This window comes from Dyadobacter sp. HNCC25DJ187 (genome assembly GCF_056895255.1).
Map to the genome: position 1 here is coordinate 1667651 of NZ_JBXHAT010000001.1, position 21162 is coordinate 1688812.

Consider the following 21162-nt stretch of genomic DNA (forward strand, 5'->3'; position numbering starts at 1 on the left):
CTTGGGATTCATTTCAAATTTCACGATCTACCGATATTTCAGCCCGATGAGATATGAAATAAATCATTTACTGGTATTCACCCTAATGTAAGCTGATACTTACATATCGGTGATCCCCGAATTACCCTATAATCCCCGACAAATCGGCAGGAGAATAGTTGATATTTTTCAACGTTTTATCGTCTGCTGTACGGTAAACCAGGTATTTCCCGGAGTCCTCTTTGTAATAGCACTCAGTTCCTTTCGCTGTGTAATGCGCCACGGTCGCTTCTGCCTCCTCAACAGTTAAACATGCCTTCGACATATTCGATCTTTGTACCTCATCAAAAAGTGCTTTAAACTTGTCACCCAGACCGAATTCGAGTACAGCTCCGGAAAGTACATACTGAAGATCACACAGCGCATCCGCTACCTCCACGATATCCTTTTCCAGAATCGCCACCTCCAGCTCTTTCAATTCCTCTGCCAGCAACGCTACGCGCAGTTTACTTCTTTCTTCTGAGGGAATGGTAGGTTGGTCAAGAATGGGATGTTTGAAGGTACGATGAAATTCCGCTACCTGATTCAGGCTATCCAGTTGTTGCATGATAGAATATTAAATGATTGGTAAGATTGGACCGGGTATCAGATACCCAGGTTCGTTTTAAATAATTTGACTGCTATGGCCAATAGTATAACCCCAAAAACCTTTCTCAGCACTTCTATGCCTCCGGGTCCGAGTTTTGTTTCCAGCCAGTTTGAAGATTTCAGAACAAGGTATACAAAGATCAGATTCAGCAGTACACCGACCAGTATATTCTGAATTTCGTAGGCTGAACGCAATGCGAGCAAGGTGGTCATGGTGCCTGCGCCTGCAATGATAGGGAATGCGATGGGAACAATGGAAGCAGCTCCTGTATCAATACTTCCATGTTTGAAAATCTCCCGCCCCAGGATCATCTCAAGTCCTAACAGAAAAAGGATAATCGCACCGGCGATAGCGAATGATGCTACATCAACGCCGAAAAGTCGTAATAGCTTTTCTCCCAGGAAGAGAAACAGCACCATAATACAACCCGCGACAAGCGTAGCCTTTTCAGATTCAATTTTCCCTAGCTTCTTGCGAAAATCAACGATAACAGGGATAGATCCCAACACATCAATGACCGAAAACAGGATAAGAGAAACTGAAACGATTTCCTTCAAACTAAACATAGGAGTGCATTTTTGTCCGCAAAGTTGAACAAAAGGCGTTGTTTACACAACGTTTTCAGCAAGCCTGACCGAAATAAAATAGCTACATATTGCCGTTGGGCAGGAAATTCAGAAATGTATTAAACTGCTTTTTGTACTTATCCTCGTCTATTTTGTAGAAATACGCGCCCTTCTTGGAATAGCCTCTTTGCTTTTCGTCCAGTTTAATCAGCAGATTCGTAGACAGAAGCTTTCGGCTGAAATTCCGTTTATCCAGCTCGGTGCCAAATATGGCTTCGTAAAGCTTTTGCAACTGGGGAATCGTGAATTTTTCAGGCAGCAGTTCGAAGCCGATCGGATGCTGGGAAGCCTTGTAACGAAGATGCTGTATAGCCATGTTCACCATCGCTTCATGATCAAAAAGTAATTTGGGAAGATCCTGCATACCAAACCATTGCGCTTCGTAATTCTTGGATATTTTGTGATCATAATCTTCTACATTGATCAACGCGAAGTAGGCAACAGACACTGTACGTTCTACCGGGTCACGCTGCGGGCTCCCAAAGGTATGGAGCTGTTCAAGGTAAATTTCAGTCAGGTCAGTAAGTTCGTATAAAATCCTTCCCGAAGCTTCCTCCAGACTTTCATCCGGTTGTACCCATCCACCCATCAGCGACCAGGTGTGCTGCTCCTCTTCTATACCGCGCTTTACAAGAAGCAGTTTAAGTTGTTCTCCGTCAAAACCAAAAATAATGGAATCCAGGGCTACAAGGCATTTCGTCTGCCGTTCGTATTGTTTTAATATATCTAATCGCACGTATTCGCTTTAAGAAACTGGTTATCAAATAATGGAAGGCTCTAAACCTGATTAAATCCAAAACAAAGTTTAAAAAACCAAAAAATCATTTTACTACTCAATTCAGGTATGAAAAATTGAAAACAAAAAATTCCTCAGCAGTGAAATATCTGTCATGGCAATGGACGGGAAATTAGCGATCCGGAAACTGGTATCCTTCCACTGACCATAACCGTTACCCAATTGAATCCCTGCCTGTTTCGCGCCAGCCTTGATTCTGGTAATTTTTTCCCTGTCGGCCTGCACGGCAATTACCGTATCGGATCGGACAGATTGGTTCTCTATCAGCAATTCATACCCATTGTCTGCCAGAAATGTATACCATTCCTCCGCCCTGCCATGCAATTCTGCAGCCGTTTCGTATATAGACGGAACCTGCTCCATGACCCGCCCTAACAGATATATACCCAAGGCATTGGGTGTATAGGGCGTTTGAAATTTCAGAAAATTTTCCCTGACAAACAGGAAGCTATTATAAAAATCACGGTCGGCAATCTGTTCTGCCCGGCTTACCGCAGCAGGAGATGCTACCATCACACCCAAGCCTGCAGGCAACCCGAAGCATTTCTGCACAGAAGCATACCATATATCGGCATCCGACCAGGGTAAAGCAACACCGGCCATTGATGAAGTTGCATCTACGGCAATAAGCTGATGGGTATGACTGCGCAAAGCCGAAATAAATGTAGACGGCAGCATAGTTCCGTTTGACGTTTCGCTGTGCGTAATACAAATCACATCATGACCCAGATCAATCTGTAAACCCGACAGATCCGGCAATTCATTGATTTCAAATCCTACTCCTTCCGCACCCGGTTTAATTTTCTTTGTATATTCCAGCCACTTTGCGCCAAAAGCACCATTGTAAATATGCAAGCTGGATGTACCTACAAGCGACTGCGCGATAATTTCCCAGCATTCGGTAGCAGATGATACCAGATATATTTCATAATCATTCGGAATCGACAACTTTTCTTTTAAAGCAAGAATGGTACTTTCCAACATGTCCATAAACACATCGCTGCGATGGTTTACACTGAGTATGCCACTTTTGTACGCGTCCTGCAGGTATTGTTCCGTTTGATGGTATACTTTGGATGGACCGGGATAAAAGGAAATTACAGGGGTCATCGAGATTTCTATATGCTTGTTAAAAATGAAATGTAAGGAGTAAAATTGATATGCTAAATAAAAAAGTGAGACATAAGAATTTCCTTCTTATGTCTCACTGTATATCAGTCTAAGGAGATGCCTTTTTATTGCTACATCTTCAGGAGTAAACGACAACGTTCAGACCGTAGGTCAGATGAAACCTTCTCTTTTCATGGCGTTTTCCAGCTGAGCACCCAGCTTCTCTGATGCTTTCAACAATGGCAAACGAACATCAGAGCTACAGATACCTTTGATTTCCAGACATTTCTTAATCCCCACAGGATTTGATTCAACATAAAGTAAGGTATCGAATTCCAGGAATGCCAGCTGCAACTTCGCAGCCTCAGTAAAACGGCCTTCCAGCGCATGCCAGGTAAGGTCTGTAAATTCTCTTGGAAATGCGTTGGCAATAACCGAAATGACGCCATGCCAACCCACGCTGACCATGGTTGTTACCAGGTTGTCGTCACCGGAAAGCAGAATAAAATCTTCCGGTACACGTGCAGCCAGTTCCATGCTCTGCTCTATGCTTCCACCTGCATCTTTGATACCAATGATGTTGGGATGTGCTGAAAGCTTGATGATCGTATCCGCCTTCATATTAATCACAGTTCGGCCGGGTACATTGTATAGCAACACAGGTACAGGAGAAGCGTCCGCAATCGCGGTAAAATGTGCAAAAATACCTTCCTGAGTCGGTTTATTATAATAGGGACAAACGGAAAGGATGGCATCCACACCATTAAAATCCGTAGTACTGATCGTTTCCAGAACGGCTCTTGTATCGTTTCCTCCTACCCCATATACGATAGGCAATGATTTGGTATTGTGCTTGATGGTAAAGGCAAGAATGTCCTTCTTTTCCTTTGAAGTAACTGTTGGGGACTCTCCGGTGGTGCCTTGTACAACAAGATAATCCACACCTCCGTCCGTAACAAGGTCAATGAGTTTTTTCAGACCAGGATAATCGATTTCATTCTTTTCATCAAAAGGTGTAATCAGCGCTGCTCCAACCCCTTTGAAACGTGAGTCCAATGGCATTATAATCTTATATTATTGGTTAATTTCAAAGTGCAAATGTAAGGAAGTAATCTGTAATATGAATTTAAAATTGGGGGAGTTTTAGAAGGGACAGAATATTTGGGTTGGTGTCGTGTGTCAGCTTTAAATAGTTGGCATATCGGTAAGATTACTCGCATTGCAGGATGGGTGATTGATTGAGTATTGCCGGATAGAGATAATTGGAGCGTTCCATGCTAACATAATTTCAAAATATCATTATACGATAAAGTAATTAAACCTTTTGTAGTTTATTTAAAAATCAATTTCCCATTTATTAACTTCAATTTCTCAACGTTTTTATTCTAAGCTGATCAAGCCGGATGTGATGTTGGGAAAACAACTTATTCCCTCTACGTTATGAACCTGTCAGTACACTTTTCGGCTTTACAGCCTCCTGTTATCTATTGCGTATCAACACGCAGCAGCAACTTTTTAGCATATCCATCACGCTTCCGGCAAAGAATCTCAGAGAACGTTTAGCACTGATAAACCTGGTTTTCGGCTATCTTATGATGGTCTTTCTTTGTTTTCGCTATGCACTTGAGCCAAGCATTTTCCTAAATGGCTGTGTCATGCTGCGGCGTAGTCAATCATGTCTCACGATAACAGAACCCTATGGTATAGACTTATCCTTTTAACACCCAAATACCGATTTGTCCATTTGACAAATTGATGAAACAATCGATCCTCCTCAAAAATTATTAAAATGAAACCTAAAGCTACATTCTTTGTACTGCTTCTTTGTGCGTGCACTTTTGGAAAAACATTTGGTCAGGCTGATCCCGGTTGCGGTGGCATGATGTTCAGTAAAACCGTTTATGGACTAAAAGAATCTGGAACAATAGAGGTACTTATCGGAAATTACTCCTCCGGTTTCAAATCCGGTACCGCATTAAGCCCTTATGATGCTACGTTTACCATCACCATACCACCCGTTCTGAGGGTTCATGGTGATATCGATTTTTCAGCGGCTCCCTTTCATGTGACCGTCGTAAGCCAGATGATGAATGCACTCGGTTCCACGATCATTGTCTTGACCGCTCCGAAAGGTATTGCAAAAGGCGTTAGCGGCACGATTGCCATTCCAGTTGTGGCCTACAAAACCGATTTGAATATTTTGTATGCAACGGTAAAAACGGATGTTAACCTCAGCTATCCGCCGTCGGGGAACCTCAATCCTGCAAATGACCTGGTCTCCATGCCGGTTTATGTAAACGCGGCATTACCTGTGAAGCTGTCTTCTTTCACACTGACCGGAGAAAGCAAATTCGTAGGTCTGAGCTGGACCACTACAGCAGAAGAAAACAGTGAGCGTTTTGAAATTGAAAGGAGTAGTGACGGGAAAATCTGGCATCAAATAGGCATTGTTCCCGCCCTGGGAAACAGTACTGAAAAGGCTTTTTACACCTATACCGATACATACCCCGCATCTGATGCAAACTACTACCGGCTGAAAATGATAGATCTGGACCAGACCTTTGCTTATAGTGGTATTCGGAACATCAGGCTGGAACAGATTGAATTAAACCTGTTCCCTAATCCCGTAACCAACATTCTGAACATTCGCATGGCGGACTGGGAGAATGTCAGTGCGATACAGTTGATGAATATGAACGGTGAAATGGTATACAGTAAAGCAGACACAATAGCCAAAACGATTGATGTCTCACACTTGGCACTGGGAGCATATCTGGTTAAAATTATAGCTACCGATGGCATGGTAGTGAACAGGCGGATCTGGGTACAAAGGTAAGATGGGCATGAGGAGAAATGCTTGGTGAATTCAGTATGCCCTAAATTTGCAATGTTTTTACCATGGCCTGTGTCCTCACAGGCCAATTGCAACTTACCCTTCACAAAGTCAGATCAAACCCGTGTATCCTTCCACACTTCTACGAGTCTCAACGACTGTATTAGTAAAATTATATGGCATCAAATAAACACCAGGAAAGTAAGCATAGAAATTCACCTATGAATTTTGACGAAGTATACTTTTGGACAGATACGATTAAAGACTGGAAACACTTACTCAAACAGGATAAATACAAAAAACTTATCATTTCCAGTTGGCAGGAGCTTGTAAGACGTGAAAAGATTGCTACTTATTGCTTTGTTATTATGCCTAATCACTTACATGTCATATGGGAGATGAAAGAACCTAACGGAAAGGAAATGGCACATGCAAGCTTTAACAAATTTACCAGTCACATGATATTGAAGGATTTAAGGGTTAATCATCCCGACGTACTCTCCTATTTTAAAGTGAACGACTCCGAACGCAGTTACCGTTTTTGGCAACGGGATCCACTTGCAATAAGGATGGATTCTAAACAAAAAATGGAACAAAAAATTAACTACATACATAACAATCCTCTTCAAGAGCGATGGAACCTGGCGCTTTGTCCCGAGGAATACCGGTGGTCGTCCGCAGAGTTTTACAAATCCGGCAAAGACGAATTTGACATACTGACACATTACAATGAGCGGTTTTAATACTTGTTATTAGAGCCTTACACAGGTCCCGTGACGACACGGGCTATGGAATCTGTTGTGCCTGACTTCATTCGAGACCTCATAGGGCATGTAATCTCCAATACCATGGCTTGTGTCGTCACAGGCCTGACGCAATCACCTTTACAATGAAGCGGTTTCCAATGTCTCTAATTTCTCAATAATGTCTTGCGCAGGTCTCGTGACGACACGGGCAATGGAATCTGTTGTGCCTGACTTCATTCGAGACCTCATAGGACATGTAATCTCCAATACCATGGCCTGTGTCGTCACAGGCCATCCTGATGCAATCATCTTTACAGTGAGCGGTTTCCAATGTCTCTAATTTTTCAATTAGGGTCGTGCAAAAGTCCCGTAAAGACACGGGCTATGGAATCTGTTGTGTCTAACTCCATTCGAGACCTCATAGGACATGTAATTTCCAATACCGTGGCCTGTGTCATCACAGGCCATCCTGATGCAATCATCTTTACAGTGAGCGGTTTCCAATGTCTCTAATTTTTCAATTAGGGTCGTGCAAAAGTCCCGTGAAGACACGGGCCACGGAAGCGTACAATTGCTGTGAATATAGACCAGAGTGAACATACGAAAGTTTATGGTAAACTGTCATTTACTTGACTAATCATCACCAAAAACTCCTCCTCAGATAATATCGTCACGCCCAACTTCCTGGCTTTTTCCAATTTCGATGGCCCCATATTTGCACCGGCCAGCAGGTAATTCAATTTTCCGGAAACACCGCTGAGTATTCTTCCTCCATTGGCTTCGATCTTGTCTTTCAGTTCGTCCCTGTCGAAGTTTTCAAATACACCTGAAATCACAAATGTCTTACCTTCCAGTATAGTACTTTCCAGTTCGACCGGCTTTTCATTGCTTTCCATTTGAACCCCGGCCGCTTTCAGTCTGTCTACCAGCAACTGGTTTTCGGGTACGCTGAAATACGATTCAATACTCATCGCAATACGTCCTCCTATTTCGGGTACTGCAACAAGCTGATCGTAGGTTGCTGATTGTATAGCATCAATCGATTTAAAATAAGAAGCCAGTTTATCCGCAACCGTGGCGCCCACAAAGCGTATGCCCAAACCAAATAGTACGTTCTTGAACGGCGCTGATTTAGACAACTCAATGCCCTTCATGATATTCTCTACCGTCTTTTCCCGAAAGCTTATTTTCTTGGTTCTGCCTGTTTCTTCATTGACGATATTTTTCTCGAGTCCAAGCAGCTTTTCTTCCGTCAGATCATATAAATCAGCGGGGGTTTTCACCAATCCAAGATCAAACAACAATTCGATCTTCCCTTCACCAAGACTGTCCAGGTTCATGGCTTTTCTGTGGATATAGTGTTCAATCCGACCTTTCAGTTGTGGCGGACAATGGCTGTCGTTTGGACAAAAGAATGCTACTTCGCCTTCATTACGCATCAGTTCGGAACCGCATTCGGGGCATCTGGTAGGAAACACCACCGGCTGGGTGATAAATTGGCTGCGTTTTTCGATATCTACACCGGTTATCTTTGGTATAATTTCTCCGCTTTTCTCTACAAAAACGGTATCACCAATACGGATATCCAGACGAAGTATCTCGTTCGCATTATGGAGTGTAGCACGTTTCACACGTGTACCGGAAAGATGCACCCCTTTCACTTTTTTATAGTCGAGATCCCGTTCGGTAACATCCGACAAATTGGCAACCGGTGTTACCGCTCCGGTACGACCTACCTGAAAATTCACAGAACGAAGAATGGCCGGCTTGTTCTCAGCTTTATATTTGAACGATATAGCCCAACGCGGACTCTTGGCCGTAAAACCCAGTTCCCGCTGTTGATCAAAGGAATTGATCTTGACCACAATGCCATCCGTCGCCAGTGGCAATGAAGCTCGCTTATCCTCCCATTCATGTATAAACTCGATCACCTCATCGATGGTCTGCACCTTGCGCCAGCCGGGCGATACATTAAATCCCCAGGATTTCAATGCAAGCAAACTTTCCTCATGACTATTAAAAATGATATCGTCGCTCAGGAAAGAATACAGATAACAATCCAGATTCCTGCGCGCTGTTTCTGCTGAATCCTGCAATTTGAATGAGCCTGAAGCTGCATTGCGTGGATTAGCATACTGGTTCTCCCCTAGGGTGTCCATATCTTCATTCAATTTCTGAAAGGAACTGAATGGCATAAAACCTTCTCCACGGATTTCAAACACGGGAGGGAGATTATCACTTTTGACCCGTAAAGGAAGCGATCTGATTGTTTTTACATTATTCGTAATATCATCCCCACGCGTTCCGTCTCCCCGGGTAATACCTCGTACGAGTACACCATTTTCATACGTAAAGCTCAATGATATACCGTCAAATTTAAGCTCGCATATGTATTCGTACGCTTCACCGTCGAGACCTCGTCTGACACGGTCATCGAAGTTCCTGATTTCCTGCTCATTGTAGGTGTTATCGAGGGAAAGCATCGGATAGCGATGATACACTGCCTCGAAATTTTTAGTAATCGTCCCTCCTACACGCTGTGTAGGTGAATCGCTCTTTTTGAACTCAGGATGTTTGTCTTCCAGATCCTTTAGTTCTTTAAGCAGCTGATCGAAATCGAAATCCGATATTTCAGAGACACTGTCCTGATAATAACGAAAATTATAACGTTCAATTTGCTGACTAAGCGTATCTATTCTTTGTTCCGGATTCATGGTTCTCGACTGTTTTATTCTGGCTCAGGGTCGACTTGTAATCCCTGAAGTAGTGCCAATTTCTGCCAAATTTATTTAGTTTTGCGTAATATTTTACATTCGCTAACTATCGCTTTGATGTCCGGAATCGCACCATCCATACTTGCCGCCGACTTTGCCAATCTACAACGTGATGTTGAAATGCTTAACATCAGTTCTGCTGAGTATATTCATGTCGACATTATGGATGGAATGTTTGTCCCGAATATTTCATTTGGCTTACCGGTGTGTGAAGCTGTATACAGGCATGCAAAAAAACCGCTTGATGTGCATCTGATGATTGAGCAGCCCGACCGCTATCTGGCTGATTTTAAAAATGCCGGTGCTTCAATCATCACGGTACACTATGAAGCCTGTCCGCATTTGCACCGAACCATTCAGCACATCAGAGAACTGGGTGCATTGGCAGGCGTGGCGATCAATCCGCATACGCCTGCCGAAGTATTATCGGAAATACTGGGCGATGTGGACCTCATTCTGATCATGTCGGTAAACCCGGGATTTGGTGGGCAGAGCTTTATCGAAAATACATACAAAAAAATCGCGCGTCTGGACCAGATGCGTAAAGAGGGTAACCATAAATTTTTGATTGAAGTGGACGGAGGCGTAAATACAAGCAATGCTGCTTTACTCACTGCCAATGGCGCAGACGTATTGGTAGCCGGAAGTTTTGTCTTCAAATCGTCGAATCCTGTTCAGACTATCGCAGATTTAAAAACTGCGGGAAAACTATGAACCTAAGATATCTGCTGCTATTACTTACACTATTTGCAGGTGCATCATTCTCTGCTTTCGCGGCTGCCGATAACATACAGGACGATTTTTATCCACTACGTATTCATCCCAATGGCAAACACATTACAGACAACAATGGAAAGCCATTTCTGATGGTGGCTGATGTGGCGTGGCAGCTACTCAGAAAGCTTGGCTACGAAGACGCTATTCAGTATATGGATCAGCGTAAATCTCAGTCATTCAATACATTTTTAATACAGCTTCTCCCTGCATTGCCTTCTCAGCGCAACCATCAACGGATTACTCCTTTTAGCAACAACAAATTGTCTGAGCCCAATAAAGCTTATTTTGATTATGTAGACAGGATCGTTGCTGCTGCCAGTGCACGGAATCTGGTGGTGGGTATAGTAGTTTCTCGGAAAAGCTGGAATGTCGTATTTGATGCACATCAGGAATCAGACTGGCGGGCATGGGGTGAATACCTGGGAAAAAGATTCGAAAAATACCCTAACATCATCTGGATTGTGAGCGAGGAAGAATATCAGAATAGCGCTCAATATAAACATATAGCAGAAGGATTAAGAAGTACAACGGGTCAAAATCTGATTGCGTCGCTCTCAACCTGCTCCCCCACCGTTCCAATAGACGGATCATCCAACAAATCGGATCTTAAATTTGTGATCCCCGATTCTACCGTTACGTATTCAGAATACGCTAATCTGGCTAACTGGCAAAAAAAATCGGCAGAGCTTTCTGTTCAGCCATTTCTTATATCGAATTCTGAGTTCCCGAAAGAGATTACCGATCAATCCGTATTGATTCGCAACCAGGCATATCAATCCATCATGAGTTCGGCTGCAGGATTCTGCCACATGAGTACCATCAAAAACTTTAATCCGACCTGGAAAGTCAATATAACCCGGGATGGGGCTGAATATATTGATCATTTTGTAAAAATCCTGAAAGGTATTCCCTGGGAATATATGTACCCTGAAACGGCTCCTGAACTACTGCCGGACAGTATCGATCAGAAGCAGATCGGAATTTTTTCATTATCCAATCAGCGCCTTGCTATGCTGTATGTTCCCGAGTCAAAGCCGGTACAACTTGACTTAAATGCTTTAAAGGGCAACACATTCAGGGCGGTCTGGTACAGTCCAAGAACCGGCAGAAGGTGGTCGGGAGCAAGTTCTATTCCTAAATCAACAACCAGTGTAAGTCCGCCTGACCCAAAACCCGGATGGGACTGGATTTTACTGATAGGCTCACAGGATTAATAGAAATTCTGCCTATCTTATCAGGGTTTTTAAATTCCTGTTTATTCAAACAATGCCTCGTGTACGGTGCCAACTTTGATTTTCGTTAAAGCCCAAACGCAGGTTATTAATTACATGATTTTTATACGCTTCACCCTCGCTGCCTTTTTCCTGACCATTATACCATATCAGGCATTTTCTCAGAAAACACTCTGGGCAAGTAAGGTTTTGGGTTATTCGTCGGAGTACCGGCCGGATCAATATGGCCATGCATATCGCGCCAAACAAATACTTGGAGAACCCAATAAACTTCCGGCATTGGGGGACAGTCCCTGCGCCTGGACATCTGCGGATCCCGACAGCAGAAGTGAAGAATGGATCAAAGTTGGTTTTTCTGAAAACATCAGACTGGCTCAGGTTGCTGTTGGTGAAAATTTCAATCCAGGCGCCATTGTGCGGGTATATGTCTACGATGAGTCCGGCAAGGAAGTGCTGGTATATACCGGTGACGCAGCTCCTGTGAATGTACAAGGCAGAATGCTGAATATTTTTCCTGCTCAAAAAGAATTATCCGTAAATGCGGTGAAAATAGTGTTGCAACCAGATAAAGTTCGTGGATTTAATCAAATTGATGCGATAGCTATTTCCGAAAAGTCGGAGCTGGTGCAGGCGATGATCAACCTCGCTCCCGAGCTTCCCAAAGATCTGGTTAAGGAAAATCTGGGAAAGAATATCAATAGCAAGGGTATGGAGATTAATCCGGTGATTTCGCCCGATGGTAAAATGCTGTACTTTACCAGAAGCCATCATCCCGAAAACGTACCTCCTATTGAAAAACAGGATGTATGGTCTTCGACATTAACCGGAAGAAACCAGTGGAGCAAGGCTGTAAATGTTGGCGCTCCGATCAACAACAATGAAAATAATGCCATCGTAAGTATCTCATCAGATGGCAAAACTTTATATCTGATCAATCATTACCGTCCTGACGGAAAAGTATATTTCGGACTATCTCAATCCTTTTATACCAAAAATGGCTGGTCGTTCCCAAAAGATGTCAATATGCCTGGCTTGTACAGCGACCGGAATGAGATGGATCTGGCAGTATCCCCACATGGTAATGTGATGGTTCTTTCCCTGCAAAGAAGAGATACCGAAGGTTATCGGGATCTTTATGTATCGTTCAAGGAAAAGGACGATGTGTGGTCGGAACCGAAGCATATGGGAGAAGTAATTAACTCGGCTGATTTCGAAGGAACACCTTTTCTGGCGCTGGACAACAAAACGCTCTATTTCTCATCCAACGGACATAGCGGTTTTGGAGGTAACGACATTTTCATGACTACCCGACTGGACGACAGCTGGACGAACTGGTCAAAACCGTTGAATCTGGGACCGGTTGTGAATACGCCGGGATGGGATGGTTATTTCAATGTGCCTGCTTCCGGCGACTACGCCTATTTCTCCTCAGCTACAAATTCACTCGGATCTTATGACATTTTCAGACTAACACTTCCTGAAGAGATCAAACCCGAGCCGGTCGCCATCATAACAGGGTCGGTGTTGTCTTCTACTACCAATGAACCGGTTATTGCTGATATTCTGGCTGACATCAAAAAAGATGCGCAAATATTTACCTCTACTACCTATAATCCTGAAAACGGCGAGTATAGAATTGTACTACCAGCCAAAGAAACTTACAGAATCACTGCGAGTGCAAAAGGGTATTTTCCGGTTACAGAAGAAATTGACTTGTTAACAGAAACGGGGTTCAGAACCATTCAGAAAAATCTGCTGCTGCAACCTGTACAAGCGGGTCAGCAAATCAGGCTGAACAATACGATGTTCCAGCAAAGCAGTGCAGAAGTGGTTCCCTCTTCTTTTGCCGAACTAGACCGCATTGTGGCAGCTATGACTGAATACCCCGCTATGGAGATTCTGTTGGAAGGGCACACTGATAATCAGGGTGATATTTCTAAAAATGTACAATTGTCAGAAGAACGGGTACAGGAGGTGAAAAAATATTTACTTTCCAAAGGTATCACTCAAAACCGTATTCAAACCAAAGCATGGGGCCCTGGCAAACCTATTGCCAGCAACGCTACCGAGGAAACCAGAAAGCGGAACAGAAGGGTTGAATTCACAATCCTTAAACTATAGAAAACTTCGGGGCTGGATAAATTTGCTTATTTTCGCAGAAATTTGCCGCCGGAAGTATACAACACCTCCGACAAATACCTAAAGCATGATTCACACTACCAGGAAGAACAGCGCCAAAACGCTGCTTATATTGATTGTCATTCTCATTGCAGGAGCTGCACTCCGACTTCACCGTCTTGATACTTACAGCGTTTTTTTTGACGAGAAGAGCACATTGGTTGTGAGTCAGGGTATAGTTCTGGAAGGGGCGAATCAGAAAGAAGTGTTTGCAACCAGAAAGCTGTCTGTCCCGGAATTTTGGAAAACACCTGGCATTCAATACCGCCGTTCTCCCATTATTACGTCACTGACCTATACCGAAACCTACTCCTCAAAAACTTTTACACCGAAAGAATTCTGGGCACCTAAAACACTGGCTGATTACTATGAAGCCATGACACGGAGCGACATTGGTAACAGTCCGTTCTACTATCTGATCCTGCATGGCTGGATGGAAGTTGCCGGTATGTCCGATTTTGCCATTCGCTTGTTATCCGTCATTTTCAGTTTAGGAATTATAGGACTTACATTTCTATTTGCAAGGAGATTTTTCGATGACACCACGGCACTCATTGCTTCAGGAATTGTGGCTATTGAACCTTTTTTCATCGCTTACAGTCATCAGGCCCGTAACTACTCGCTCACATTTTTTCTTACACTACTTGCTACCTACTTTTTCCTGCAGATTATTGAGAATCGAGCTGATAAACGTAAAACAGTATGGCTTTATATAGGATATGTTCTGGCAGCAGGTCTCTCCTTATTATCTCATTTCCTGACTATATCGGTTTTGCTGGCACACGCCGTATATGCGCTGTTCTTCCTGAGAAGCATCCAGGGCTGGATCAGAATGGCGGTAGCAGCAGTAGCGGCTTTATCCGGCGTTACATGGTGGCTGGTAGCTGGCGGAGGCCAGTATACCTTATATTCTCTGAATTACCAGGCAGATCTTTATCGACGTGTGGCAGAAACGATTCCGTACAACAATCCTTACGGCATCATACTGCCGGCCACCGTTACCAACGTGTTCTATAAAGCACTCCCTATTTTTTCCGATCTGATCATTTTTACCAATGGATTGACAGACGGACCGACAGGAAAAAGAAACGTTTTCATCTCCGTTCTTGCCGCAATTATCCTGATTCTTTGGTTTCGGTTCCGTGATAAAATTAATGCACCTTCGTGGCTGGGGCACCGTCTGCCCTACATCCTGATCATTATCACAACACTGTTCTACACCAATCACAAGGCACAGTTCGCGATCCTGTCTGTAAGTCTTTTTGCTTTGTCATTCATTCCGGATATCCACCGACAAGCCAGCGATGAGCAGAAAAAAAGACTTTGGATGCTATATATAATGGGGTTGGTCCCTACCCTATTTCTGGTTTTAATGGCTTTCAGAGGCGGACATACTTTCGGGCTGACACAACGTTATTCGGGCTTTTCATTTCCCTATGTGATCATTCTAATCAGTCTACTACTACAGTATTTCACGCGCCTTCAGAATGAATTCAGACTGGTTCTGTTTGTATTTCTTGCCCTGCAGCTCTACTTCGTCGGAATACGTCTGAAAGAATTTTATGAGGATAAATCTGCCAAATACGGATACTTCACATTTCCCCGTTCGCCAAATCCCTATTATGAGGCAGCGCAGAAGATCAAAGAAGTTTATCAGAAAGGAGATACCATTTTCTACCCCGCTCCCGTTTTCCCTATGGTTTCTGAAATGGACCGAACTTTTCTATCCTATTCAATACGTGAAGCGCAAATCACTAATTTGTATTTACCCAAAGAGGCATCCTATGTTCAGGCCATGGATACTACTCAGACAGACAAAATATTCCTGGTACGCGCTGCACAGAATGATACCCTGACAATCATGGATTTGAAAGGGAAACAATACTAACATAGGTTTTCTGAAATGCCTCTGTTGCCGAAACCGTCTGATAAGATTTCGTATATTGCGGCCTCAATTGTACAACTTTAGTTGTTACTTTGTTTCACATTAGTAGTACAAAACAGCAACTGTGCTTGTACATCAACATACACAAATGGCGATGACCATAGAAGAAATATTGAATGATCCGGCGAAAATAAGCGGTGATCTCCGTCTTAAGATTCTCGGACTCTACAACAAAGCAAACGCCGGACATATCGGTTGTTCATTAAGCTGCATAGATCTGATGATTGCGGTGCTATTTCTCAACAAATCAAAAGAAGATACTTTTATTTTATCCAAAGGACATGCAGCGGCGGCTTTGTATGCTTGCCTGAATTCTCTTGGAGAAATAACTGATGCAGAGCTGGATACATTTTACCAGGATGGCACTACGCTACCCGCCCACCCTGCACCGCGCCAGTATACAGGTATTCCATTTGCAACAGGATCGCTGGGACACGGCCTGCCAATCGCAACAGGTATTGCTCACGCCGGTAAAATCAGCAATGACAATAGCTATTCCTTTGCATTACTTTCTGACGGAGAAACCAACGAAGGTACTACCTGGGAGGCTGCTCATTATGCAATTCTGAACCAGCTCGATAATCTGATCATGATTGTTGACAAGAACGGTTTGCAAGGATTTGACTATACTGATAAAGTGTTAGGAGAAACAGCTTCTGTTGAAAAATGGAAAGCAATAGGTTTTGAAACGGTGGAAGTCGACGGGCATAATATTTTAGCCATAAGCCAGGCAATACAGGAGTTAAAATCTCACAAAAACGGATTACCAAAGGCTATCATTGCTCAAACAGTAAAAGGCAAGGGTGTTTCTTACATGGAAAACAAGCTGGAATGGCATTATCTGCCTATGAACCCTGAACAGTACCAGCAGGCCACTCTGGAAATAAAGGAACGCTATCTTAATGAATTGACGAATGCTTGATCAATTGCCGGTCTACCAGGAAAAAATAGAGAAACTCAAAGGACCTATATTCATTTTCGGCGCCAGTGGCTTCATAGGTGCCAACCTTTTCAACGATATCTTTAAAATACGGAAGGATTGTTATGCACTCACCCACGACGCAACCAAAGCGTGGCGTCTGAAATTGCTTAATGTTCCTTTTGAGAATATTGTACATTGTGACATACTTTCGAACAATTCCGTACAGGAAGTTTTTGAAAAGTATAAACCTCAGACCATTTTTAACCTTGCTGCTTATGGCGCTTACAGTAAGCAGAGCAATGTAAATCTTACCTACGAAACAAACGTACTGGGAACAGTTAATCTGCTGCAGAACTGCACCCGGGAAATGGTATATATTCATGCCGGAAGTAGCTCAGAATATGGCTTCAACTGTACATCCCCTAAAGAAACGGATCGTGTAGAGCCAAATAGCCATTACGCGGTTTCGAAAGTATCAGCTGCCTATTTGCTGGAATACTATGCGCGTTTACATGACTTGAAAACGCTCAATCTCCGCTTATATTCGATTTACGGATATTGGGAGGAGCCCGACAGACTAGTGCCGAAACTGATCGAAAGTGCAAGAAAACAACAGTTACCATCACTGGTGTCACCGGATATAAGCCGGGATTTTGTTTTTGTTGAAGACTGCGTTGAGGCATTTCTGGATGCAGCCAATAAAATAACTTCTGCAACATCCGGCCGTTCCTATAACATTGCGACGGGCAGGAAGACAACCATCGGCGATCTTGTTGACACAGCCCGCAGTACATTCGCTATTGTACAGGAACCGCAATGGGGAAGCATGTCGAACAGGAAATGGGATCTGGCAGAATGGTTCGGAGATCCGTCCGCTTTTGAAGCGGATTTTGGCTGGAAAGCAAAAACCTCTCTTCACGCAGGTCTGGCTAAAACAAAAGATTGGCAGGAAGCAAACCGCTATGAAGACAGCATTATTCCGGCATTCGAAAATCCCAAGCTGAACCCCGTTATTACGGCGATTATCGCTTGTTATAAGGATGCACAGGCTATTCCATTTATGTATGAAAGGCTTGTAAAAACTTTCAACCAATTGAAAGTTCGTTACGAGATCATATTTGTCAATGATAGCTCTCCCGACAATCAGGAAGAAGTGATCAACGCCATTTGTGATAAAGATCCTAATGTGGTCGGCATCAGTCACTCCCGTAACTTCGGATCTCAATCCGCATTTTTGAGTGGGATGGAAATTGCCACCGGTGATTGTGTGGTACTTATGGATGGTGATTTGCAGGATCCGCCGGAAATTATTCCTTCATTTTACGAAAAATGGATGGAAGGCAATGATGTAGTGTATGGTGTACGCGTACAGCGTGAGATGAAACCACACATTCATTTCTTCTACAAAACATTTTACAAAGTATTTCAGAGTTTAAGTTATATACCGATTCCAAGAGACGCAGGTGATTTCTCTATGATCGACCGCAAGGTGGTGAAAGAACTGGTGGACTTGCCGGAAACGGAGCAATTCCTGAGAGGGTTACGCGCTTGGGTTGGTTTCAAGCAAACCGGTGTTCCTTATGTCAGACCTGAACGTATGTTTGGTTTATCGACCAACAACTGGACGAAAAATATCTGGTGGGCGAAAAAGGCTATTTTCTCATTCAGTTTTGCTCCTTTGGAGTTGATGAGTTATGCCGGATTCGGACTTACAGCACTTTCTGTTCTGGGAATTATCTGGCAGATCCTGGCTAAATTTGTTTTCTTCCCGGATACACCCAGAGGTATCAGTACGGTGATCGTACTCGTTACATTATTCGGTGGTCTTACCATTCTCGGAATTTCTTTCCTTGGAGAGTACATCACTAAGATATTTGAAGAAACGAAGAAACGACCAAAATACATTCGAACGCGTATACGTCGGGGCTCGCGTTCCTACAAAACAGCTGACGAAATCAGGACACTAGTAAAGCAGTTAAGAAAATGAGAAAAGAATTTTCGGCAGCCATAGAAAAACTCGCCACTGAAGACGAATCGATCGTTTTCATTACGGGTGACCTTGGGTACAATGCCCTCGAAAATCTGAAAGAGAAAATGGGCAACCGATTCATCAATGCAGGTGTAGCCGAACAGAACATGATCGGTGTAGCCGCAGGTTTGGCCCATAAAGGATATAAAGTTTTTTGCTACAGCATCGCTCCGTTTATTGTGTATCGCTGTCTGGAGCAGTTTCGTAACGACGTTTGTTTCAATAATCTTCCCGTTTTTCTGGTGGGTAATGGAGGCGGTTACGGATACGGTATTATGGGCAGTAGCCACCATACATTGGAAGATATTGCCTGCCTGAGCGGTCAACAGAATGCACAGGTGTGGGTACCCGGTTTTGCTGATGAGGTGGGGCCTGTTCTCGAGCAAATTGTGAAGGATGCCCGTCCTGCGTACCTCCGTCTTGGAGCAGGAAAAATGACACCTGAGGGATCTTATCTTTCCGGTTCATTTAAAGTAATCCATAAAGGTGCACAGGCAGAAACAACGGTGTTTGCATTGGGACCTATTGCCAACAACGTGATGGCGGCTTTGGCAACATCTGTCGAACTATCAGAAAAAGTAAATGTAGTTTCAGCATTGCATTTTCCATTACATATTGAAGATGAACTGTTGAACATGGTTCGAAATGCCCCAAATATTTTGGTCGCAGAAGAACATATTAGCACAGGCGGACTTGCTCAGCAGTTATCAGTTCAACTCCTGGAAAAAGGCGTGTTTCCACGTTCTTTTAAAAGTTTGAAAGCTGAAGGCTATCCAGGAGGAAGGTATGGTAGCCAGTCCTATCATCAAAAGCTTTCCGAGCTGGATTCCGATTCCATTGTAAAGCATATTAATCAATTGCTCATCCCGGCATGACAAAGGGAGTTTTACGTTTTTTAATTTTTCTGATCATAGCGATCCCGGTTGTTATTTATTTTACAGCCTGGGATTATTATGCAATCAATATTCCGTTGTGGGATGACCATCCCCTGAAAGGTTTTGTTGATACTTTCGCACACGCTTCCGGCTGGAACGAAAGAATGCAGGCCTTGACCAAGCAGCATAATGAACATCGTATTGCGCTCACCAGACTTGTAACCTGGATTGACTTTTCAATATTTGGCAGTCTGAATTACAGGCATCTGATGTTTGTTGGTAACGTCTTATTATTAGGGATTCCGGCGTTGTGGTTTGTCATTCTCAAAAATAATAAAAAGCCTCTTTTTGCGCTGGTACCCGTTCCTTTTCTTCTGTTTACACTTGCATTGTGGGAAAATACTTACTGGGGAATGGCTTCCATTCAGAACTTTGGTGTTGTCATGTTGGTGCTATGGACCATTTACCTTAGCGTAAATCCGTCAAATGTACTTTTTGCACTATCCCTTTTGCTGGCATTCATCGCTGTTTTTACAAGTCCTAACGCCCTGTTTGTATTCCCGATTGGCGCACTGCTCATTTTCCTTACGGGCAATCGTAAACGTCTGGCGCTGTTTGTTGCTGTAGGAGTAGCCACTATCTTCTGTTTTTTCAAATCCTACTCCAGAACGACATCAAATCCGGAAAGCAAGGCTGGCGTTATTCAAATGGTGAAAGGTTATATGGCCTATCTCGGATCGTTCGCTGAATCCGTTCCGGTCCCGGACCATTTCCGGGTATGCCTGCTGGTGGGATGTGTTCTGTTTCTGGTAGCAATTTCCATTGTTTCCACTACACTCTTCAGAATAATCCGCAACAAATACACAGTCAAATATGAGCGTATTACTGACCTGTTCTGCCTGGGGGCTATCCTGTTTATTTTAGGTACTGCGCTGATCGTAGTTTATAGTCGAGCGGGGTTTGGAATAGAAGGATTGATTGCCAGCAAGTATAAAATTTATTCTATCCTGTTGCTATTGGTTACTTATTTATATGTGGTTATTCCGATCAGAGGAAGTTTTCTTTCTTCCTACATCACAGCCATCATATTCCTGGCAGTAGTATTTAATGTTTTCAGTTATCATTATCATCTTGTAGATGCGTTCAATCACAGGAAAATGCTCATTACCTCTCAATTTAATTCCACCTATTTCGATAGGGAATTAACGGTAAAGGAAGATACTTCATTTGTTGCTAATGTAAAGGCTAAAACACCCGTCATCTACGAAAAATGGTTGCCGCAGATTTCCATCGCAGGTCGGCAAAATTACGCAGGCACATCGCGTGGAATGGTTCAACTCTTTGATCAGACCACGTTTAAAAAAGAAGTAACTTCGTTAAGGATTGAGAACAACTCTTTCACAAGTCAACGTTTGCAGGATAGCGGAATTTACATCCTGATGAAATCAAAAGATCGTTATTACATATTTCCGACTGTCCGGGATCGGAATAAAAGCCGCAAACAATTATTTCTGAAGCAGTACTATTTTGCTCCCGGCTTTCATGCTGATATTCCTTTTTATGCATTGGATAAAGGCACTTATGATGTCGCTCTGCTAAGGCAGGACGGAGAACAAACCGGCATACTTTACAAAAATGTGAGAGTAGAAATACCGGAAGCAGCTGAAAATAAAATCAAAGTAAACTGGTAA

The 21162-nt window shown here is 43.3% G+C and carries 16 protein-coding genes; 10 read left to right on the forward strand and 6 right to left on the reverse strand.

Annotated features, from left to right (window positions below):
* Positions 1–121: 121 nt before the first annotated feature.
* The 5 genes from AC1XUE_RS06900 to dapA all read right to left on the reverse strand — a co-directional run bounded on the left by AC1XUE_RS06900 (position 122) and on the right by dapA (position 4222).
* Positions 122–586 carry a pyrophosphohydrolase domain-containing protein gene (locus AC1XUE_RS06900; protein ID WP_483355205.1) on the reverse strand — a complete coding sequence of 155 codons (465 nt, stop codon included), beginning with the start codon at positions 584–586 and terminating at the stop codon, positions 122–124.
* A gap of 38 nt (positions 587–624) precedes the next feature.
* On the reverse strand, positions 625–1194 hold the full coding sequence (locus tag AC1XUE_RS06905; RefSeq protein ID WP_483355206.1) for a MarC family protein: 570 nt from the start codon (positions 1192–1194) through the stop codon (positions 625–627).
* 82 nt (positions 1195–1276) lie between these two features.
* Positions 1277–1990, reverse strand: a complete 714-nt coding sequence (locus AC1XUE_RS06910; RefSeq protein ID WP_483355207.1) for an NUDIX hydrolase — start codon at positions 1988–1990, stop codon at positions 1277–1279.
* A 102-nt stretch (positions 1991–2092) separates the two neighbouring features.
* The gene (locus AC1XUE_RS06915) at positions 2093–3160 is read right to left on the reverse strand and encodes an aminotransferase class V-fold PLP-dependent enzyme (protein ID WP_483355208.1); all 1068 of its coding nucleotides are present in this window, start codon (positions 3158–3160) and stop codon (positions 2093–2095) included.
* Positions 3161–3331: 171 nt separating this feature from the next.
* The gene (gene dapA, locus AC1XUE_RS06920) at positions 3332–4222 is read right to left on the reverse strand and encodes a 4-hydroxy-tetrahydrodipicolinate synthase (RefSeq protein ID WP_483355209.1); all 891 of its coding nucleotides are present in this window, start codon (positions 4220–4222) and stop codon (positions 3332–3334) included.
* A gap of 727 nt (positions 4223–4949) precedes the next feature.
* Between dapA and AC1XUE_RS06925 the strand changes: the two genes are divergently transcribed.
* Both AC1XUE_RS06925 and AC1XUE_RS06930 read left to right on the forward strand, forming a co-directional pair.
* Positions 4950–5996 (forward strand): T9SS type A sorting domain-containing protein, encoded by a 1047-nt coding sequence (locus tag AC1XUE_RS06925; protein ID WP_483355210.1) that lies wholly within the window; start codon positions 4950–4952, stop codon positions 5994–5996.
* 173 nt (positions 5997–6169) lie between these two features.
* Positions 6170–6736 (forward strand): transposase, encoded by a 567-nt coding sequence (locus AC1XUE_RS06930; RefSeq protein WP_483355211.1) that lies wholly within the window; start codon positions 6170–6172, stop codon positions 6734–6736.
* A 611-nt stretch (positions 6737–7347) separates the two neighbouring features.
* Here the strand turns inward: AC1XUE_RS06930 and ligA are convergent.
* Positions 7348–9453 (reverse strand): NAD-dependent DNA ligase LigA, encoded by a 2106-nt coding sequence (gene ligA, locus AC1XUE_RS06935; RefSeq protein ID WP_483355212.1) that lies wholly within the window; start codon positions 9451–9453, stop codon positions 7348–7350.
* A gap of 117 nt (positions 9454–9570) precedes the next feature.
* On the opposite strand from ligA, the gene rpe reads away from it, so the two are divergent.
* From rpe to AC1XUE_RS06975, 8 genes are all read left to right on the forward strand, one after another.
* Positions 9571–10227 (forward strand): ribulose-phosphate 3-epimerase, encoded by a 657-nt coding sequence (gene rpe / locus AC1XUE_RS06940; protein ID WP_483355999.1) that lies wholly within the window; start codon positions 9571–9573, stop codon positions 10225–10227.
* Entirely contained in the window at positions 10224–11504 is a 1281-nt protein-coding gene (locus AC1XUE_RS06945) for an apiosidase-like domain-containing protein (protein WP_483355213.1), read from the forward strand. Before rpe ends, AC1XUE_RS06945 begins: the two co-directional genes overlap by 4 nt.
* 114 nt (positions 11505–11618) lie before the next feature.
* Positions 11619–13643, forward strand: a complete 2025-nt coding sequence (locus AC1XUE_RS06950) for an OmpA family protein (RefSeq protein WP_483355214.1) — start codon at positions 11619–11621, stop codon at positions 13641–13643.
* Between the two features lie 85 nt (positions 13644–13728).
* Positions 13729–15588 (forward strand): glycosyltransferase family 39 protein, encoded by a 1860-nt coding sequence (locus tag AC1XUE_RS06955; RefSeq protein ID WP_483355215.1) that lies wholly within the window; start codon positions 13729–13731, stop codon positions 15586–15588.
* 151 nt (positions 15589–15739) lie between these two features.
* The gene (locus tag AC1XUE_RS06960) at positions 15740–16567 is read left to right on the forward strand and encodes a transketolase (protein ID WP_483355216.1); all 828 of its coding nucleotides are present in this window, start codon (positions 15740–15742) and stop codon (positions 16565–16567) included.
* The gene (locus AC1XUE_RS06965) at positions 16560–18554 is read left to right on the forward strand and encodes an NAD-dependent epimerase/dehydratase family protein (protein WP_483355217.1); all 1995 of its coding nucleotides are present in this window, start codon (positions 16560–16562) and stop codon (positions 18552–18554) included. The genes AC1XUE_RS06960 and AC1XUE_RS06965 overlap by 8 nt, the downstream gene beginning before the upstream one ends.
* The gene (locus tag AC1XUE_RS06970) at positions 18551–19471 is read left to right on the forward strand and encodes a transketolase family protein (RefSeq protein WP_483355218.1); all 921 of its coding nucleotides are present in this window, start codon (positions 18551–18553) and stop codon (positions 19469–19471) included. Before AC1XUE_RS06965 ends, AC1XUE_RS06970 begins: the two co-directional genes overlap by 4 nt.
* Positions 19468–21162: a hypothetical protein gene (locus AC1XUE_RS06975; RefSeq protein WP_483355219.1), complete on the forward strand. Its 1695-nt coding sequence runs from the start codon at positions 19468–19470 to the stop codon at positions 21160–21162. Before AC1XUE_RS06970 ends, AC1XUE_RS06975 begins: the two co-directional genes overlap by 4 nt.